This is a genomic window from Pontibacter rugosus (assembly GCF_042678745.1).
GTDB classification, from domain to species: domain Bacteria; phylum Bacteroidota; class Bacteroidia; order Cytophagales; family Hymenobacteraceae; genus Pontibacter; species Pontibacter rugosus.
The window spans coordinates 1-5,779 of sequence record NZ_JBHTLD010000262.1 but is presented as its reverse complement, the minus strand read 5'-3'; the positions used below and the strand labels follow the sequence as shown (position 1 = coordinate 5,779).

Here is a 5,779-nt window from a genome sequence, read left to right as displayed (position 1 = left end):
ATTATAAAAGTTACAACAGCTATTCCTAAAGATAAGCAATGATAAAACTGCTATTTCAGCAACAGTAAACTATCGGTAAATAAATTCATTTTTCTTACCAGATGGAGAGTTGACTGCTTTTGCTGCGGCTGATTATCGGCTGCAGGATATAGCTGAGGGTAATTTCATTCGTTGCTTTATCAATGGCTTTAGCATTCTGTATAGGAGACTCATACGTATAGCCAATAACGAGCTGGTTTACACGCACGCCTGCTGTCACGTTATAGGCAAGCTCATTTCTGTAACCGGCTCCTGCCCAGAACATATTGTTGTAAACAGCTTTTACCTGTCCCTCAAGTAAAGCGTCTTTTTCTTCGTCATTTAGGTAAAGGGCATTTACAGTGAAGCCCAATTGATCAGTTATACTTTGGCGGTAGCCTGCCTGTATCAAATGCTTAAGTTTATGCGCATCCTCCATAAACTTATCTCCGGAGCTGAGTAATCTGCCTTCAGTTACTCCTTGCATGCCGTACCCCAGATAATAGTTAGCGCTTACCAAGGATAAGCCGAGGTTTATGTCGCCAATGCTGCTGCTGTTATTGCCGCCTGCCAGGTTAGTATACCGAGGATCATCTTTCTGAACAACATTAAGGCTGCTTCCATCTACACGATGAGCAGCATATGTAAATGCTGCACCCCACCTTAAACTCAGTGTTTCAGAAAGGCGTATGCCAGAGCCATAGCTCAGCGCCAGTTGTGTTTCTCTTAAAGGTCCAAATTTATCGCTCAGCACTGTAAGCCCCAAGGCATGCTTGGCGCTTATGCTTTCCAAAGACCCTGTTCTGTTATCATTCCGAAAATGGTATTTTCGACCTGTTCCTTTAAAAATACCTGTGCCTATCTCGGCTGATGCCAGAATAGTTTTTGGTGCATCTTCAAACCCTGTCCACTGGTTACGGTACAGGCTTCTGATAACAGATCCCTCATATCCTGTTAAAGCAGGGTTGTAATAGTGTTTGTACTGCGAAAAGTTGGCCAGCTGCTTTCGGTTTTGAGCCTGCACATCCCACACCAATACAAGCGTTAACGCCAGAAGTATAAATCGTTTCATTTCTGCTAATTAAGGATAGTTACGACACCTTTCTGAACCAGGCCTATGTCTTTAATTTGAATGATATAGAAGTATGGCCCAGGTTTAACGCTGCCTGAAGTGCCTCTTCCATCCCACCCTTCTTCCGGGTTTGTTGTATGGAACAGCCTTACGCCAGATCTATCGAATACTTCCACTTCCACTTGATTGTAATACCTGAGTTCAGGCACTGCCCAAGTATCGTTTCTACCGTCTCCGTCTGGAGAGAAGGCATTAATAAAGTTCAGTTTATCTTTCGGTTGGTATGGAGTTTTTGTGAGCATAACAATCTGCTCTATACTATTTTGGTAAGGATCAGTACTCCTGACGCGGATGCTGAACTTTGACACACCCGTTAGCCCTTGCTCTGTTTTTAAACGCAGCTCGTTCTGGTTGCTGATTTCAAAAATGGCGTTGTGCTCATCTCCCTGGCCGCTTACCAAAGTATAGGTAAACTCGCTATCATCTGGATCTGTGGTAGAGAAGCTGCCGATCAGTTCCCCTGATTTGATGTCTGGCTTAAAGGATGTAGCACTAAACCCGATGGCAGTTGGTGGCCGGTTTGGCTCTACCTGCACTGTAACACGGGCTGGCATTTTGTTGGTGTTAGAGGCATCCTGACTTAGTTGCAACTCACCCGAGAGCACGTAGGCAGCAGGTACTTCTTTGTTGTAGTTTCCAGCTTCCCAGTTTACATTCAGGTTTTCCTTTACTCCATTTGAGAAAGTTACTTCTACCGTAGCAGGCAGCGGAATATTTTTGAAATCAGTTTTGAAAGGTACATTTATCGTTGCAATGGCACTCACGGCAACTACGTTTTTGGTAAGTTTCTGCACCTGATCCCGTACAACAGCACCTTCATTGCCTAACTCATCGGCTAAAGTCAGGCTTACTGTTAAAAGGCCATCTGCCAATGCTGTCAGGTTCAGGTTAGGAATTGTGAAAGAAGCGCTCTTTACCTGCGCGGCACCTTTCACTTCGTTCCCACTGCGCTCACTTACAATACGGTAGGTATAAGTAGCGCCTATCTCTGCACCTGTTACATTTAAAGAAATACTCGCCTGATTATCTGCATCTACCTTATCAACCGAAAACTTAACAGCATAGCCTGTTGGAGCCGTAGTATCGTAGAGGCGCTCCAGTTTATTTGATGCAGTATTTCCGTTCGTGGCGGCATCCTGCACTTTGTTAGCAGGTATACTTACGGCTACGGCTCCATCCTTTGCAGGCTTCACCACGGCAGTATACTTTTGATCAGAAATACGCTGCAACTCCTCGGTAGTCGCGTTGGCAAGTACAAAGTCAGCCAGCGTAAAACCGCTTACAGCTTCGCTGAAGTCAACGGTTACAACAAATGCTTTGTTTATCTTTTCAGAAGCGTCAGTGCTTATACTTACCGCTGGGCGGCTTGCATCATACAGGCGCGTTATTTTGTTTGATGCCTCGTTTCCGTTTGCTGCCATGTCCTGCACCGCGTTAGCTGGCACTTGCACTGTAACTTCGCCGTTTGACGCAGGCGTAACCAACACAGTATATACTTTATCATTTACTTTAGCAAGATTAGAAACAGTACCGTTGGTGCTTTTCACATCATCGCTCGTAAAGTTCTTCACCGGCTCGCTTAACTGTACCTGCACCGTGAAAGCTGCATTGGTGGGGTTAGATGCCTCAGTCTGCAGCACCACACTCGGGTGCTCTACATCGTACAGCCTCTTCAACACTGCTGATGCTTCGTTGCCGTTAGCTGCCGCATCAAACGCTTTGTTAGCTAGTACGCGTACGCTTACTTCTCCATCGGCGGCGGGTGTTATAGTGGCGGTATAGGTGCTGGCATTCACTTTTGAAAAATTGCTTGTGGTGCCATTGGTGAGGCTGATACCTGCCGCATCAAAACCTGTCACAGCTTCGTCGAAGGCAATGATTACATCGAAGGGTGTGTTTACGATTGCAGCCGCATCCGTACGAAGTATAACTTTAGGCTGCGTCGCATCATAAGTTCTTTGCAAGGTGCTTGCTGCCTGATTTGCGTTACCTGCCACATCGGTTGCTTTTCCGGCTGCATACGTTACTACCACAGCACCATCAGCAGTCGGCGTGATGACAGCTGTATAGGTTTGCCGGTCTGACGCATTGAAGTTGCTAAGCGTACCATTTGTTACACTAAAGTCTCCTGCTGCTACGCCATAGGCAGCTTCACTAAATTTTAAGGTAATTTCAAACGCTTCTTTTACGGCTGCTTTGCTGCTGCTTGATAGTACTGCAGTTGGCGCTGTTAGATCTATCTGCACTTTCAGGCCAGCACTAACAGGACCTTTGTTACCAGCAGCATCTGTGGCTGAGGCAGTAAAAGTATGTTCGCCTTCAGCAAGTGATTCACTTTCATTACTGAACTCCCAATTACCGTTACTGGCAGCTTTCGTTTTCCCTAGCGTGACTCCTGCTTTAAACACAGTTACAATAGCATTTGCTTCTGCTTTGCCAAGTATAACTAGTGTATTGTCGGATGTGATGTTGTCGTTGCTTTCGGGCCCTCTGTCTTCTGACACACCTGTGATAACTGGAGCGGCTGGCGCCTGTGTATCAACAACCCAGGTATAGGTAACCGGCGATGCATCTGTATTTCCGCTTATATCCACAGCCCGCACAGCCAAAGTCTGTGTTCCCTCTGAAAGGTTTTTTATAGTATAAGGGGTTTCTGCATCTACATAGCCTGCTCCATTCAGGCTTACCTGAAACGTTACATTAGTTTCGTTGCTTTCAAATTCAAAAGTAGCTTCTTTGCTGGATTCGTATTCAGCAGGTCCGGTAGCAATTGTAGTTTCAGGAGCCAGCGAGTCAATTGTAAATTTAACGGAGGCACTGCTTGTACTACTGTTGCCAGCGGCGTCCACTGCTTTTGCAGATAAGTTATGCTCGCCCTGTGCTAACGCTGTAGCTGGCGTTAAAGACCAGCTACCATTGGATGCAGCTTTACTTGTACCGATAACTTTACCATCAATTGTAACTGTTACTGTGCTGTTTGCCTCGGCTGTTCCGGATAGAGCAGGTTTCGCTATGTTTAGCATAGCACCGTTCTTGGGTGTTATGACTACCGGTGCAGCAGGTGCTTTTGTATCTATTGTCCAGGTAAAAGTAGCTGGAGAGGCATCTATATTGCCTGCTTCATCCATAGCTCTTACACTGAGTGTATGCTCTCCGTCTGCTAAGTCTGCTAAAGCAAAAGGTGTAACAGCATTTTTAAATGCTGCGCCGTCCACACTTACCTGAAAGGTTACGCCGCTTTCGTTACTTGTAAAAGTAAAGGAAGCAGTATTCTTATTCTCAAGAGCAGCAGGTTTTGCGGCAATAGTGGTTTCGGGAGCCTGCGTATCAGGAGCTGGTGGCTGTACATTCAAAAGCTTGTCCAGTGCACTAAACCATACTTGGGCCATTTTAGCGTAGCCTTTCGGGTTGGGGTGCAGGTTGTCGTTGAAGTCCCCTTCGGATGGACCTGAGTTATCTGGTGCAACCTTATAGATTAAGTTTGCCCCATCCTGCATATCCACAAACACGATGCGGTCGCCCTGCTTCACCCTTTCCTCGGCCATCGCCCTGATACGGGCATTGTAGGATTTAGCAGCAGCATCCAGATCTTCTGTATTATTCAGTCCGGCCGTGAGTATGATTTTAGCCAGTACCACTGTTACCTCCTTGCCGGCTCTCTGCTCATACAGGTCTACCTGGTCCAGAATGTTCTTCACGTCATTCTCCGCTCCGGCTGAGCCGTCAACTTGATTTGTGCCGATGTGGAGCAGGATAATGTCTGGGTTATACTTGTCCAGGTAAGGTCCTCCGCCCGGCCCGCGCATGTCATTAGTGTTTCCGTAAAAAGGAAAAACACCGTCCCTCAGCAGCTTTACGATATCCTCGTCCCGGGCACCGCCGAAACCCGCATGGTCGGTGTCAACCAACAAGCTGCTGCCGCTCTTCTCGCTACCCACAAAATCATATTGGCTGCTGGTGATGGCCGCATCCAGCAGCTCCTCCAGCCTATCGCGGTAAGCAGTTTTAACATCGGTGGGAATCCAACTACTGTCTCCCTCTGTGTTAGAATCGCCCAAAGGCATGATCTTAAACTCATGGCCCTGCTTATGGGTAGTGGCGCTTACTACGGGGCTATAAGCCGATTCCTCATTGCTGCCTGTGGCCTTTATTCTATAATAGAACTTTTGGTTATAGTATAAGCCGGTATGCCGGAAACTCCGCTCCGAAGCGGCAAAAGACTTTAACGCGGTAAAGGATCCTTCTGCACCTGTAGTCGACTTCTCCAGCACATACCCAGAGGCATTTTGCACAGCCGACCATTTAATTGTAATGGCACCAACCAAAGACGGTTTTGCTTCAATAGATGGGGTAGCCAGTGCAAAGCTAGAGAAAGGGATTAGGCTAGCCAGTGCAGGTGTAACACCTGCAGTATGCATTGCAAGCAGGAATACCAGAAGAAGTTTACTCAAAGATATGTTTAAGGGCATAATCAATATAGGTGTGGCTAATTACATTGACCCTATATAACGATACTGTAATATTTTAGTTGCTAAATTCTGTCCAATAAAAAAATATTATTATAACACGAGATATCCATACCAATGTCACAACAACGTCTGCTTTAATAACGTAATTACCTCCCAAATG

General features: G+C 46.3%; 2 protein-coding genes. Both read right to left on the bottom strand.

Translation table 11 applies throughout. From position 1 onward, the window contains the following. Positions 1–94 precede the first annotated feature (94 nt). A complete protein-coding gene (locus ACFQ2O_RS19335) occupies positions 95–1,090 on the bottom strand; it encodes a PorP/SprF family type IX secretion system membrane protein (protein WP_377531886.1) in 996 nt (331 codons plus the stop codon). Between the two features lie 5 nt (positions 1,091–1,095). Continuing rightward, complete coding sequence (locus ACFQ2O_RS19330; RefSeq protein WP_377531883.1) at positions 1,096–5,601, bottom strand: Ig-like domain-containing protein; 4,506 nt, start codon at positions 5,599–5,601, stop codon at positions 1,096–1,098. Positions 5,602–5,779 lie beyond the last annotated feature (178 nt).

What these genes read in the sequence shown, in the direction of transcription:
- ACFQ2O_RS19335 (WP_377531886.1), bottom strand. Translation starts at nt 1,090, where the DNA reads ATGAAACGATTTATACTTCTGGCGTTAACGCTTGTATTGGTGTGGGAT.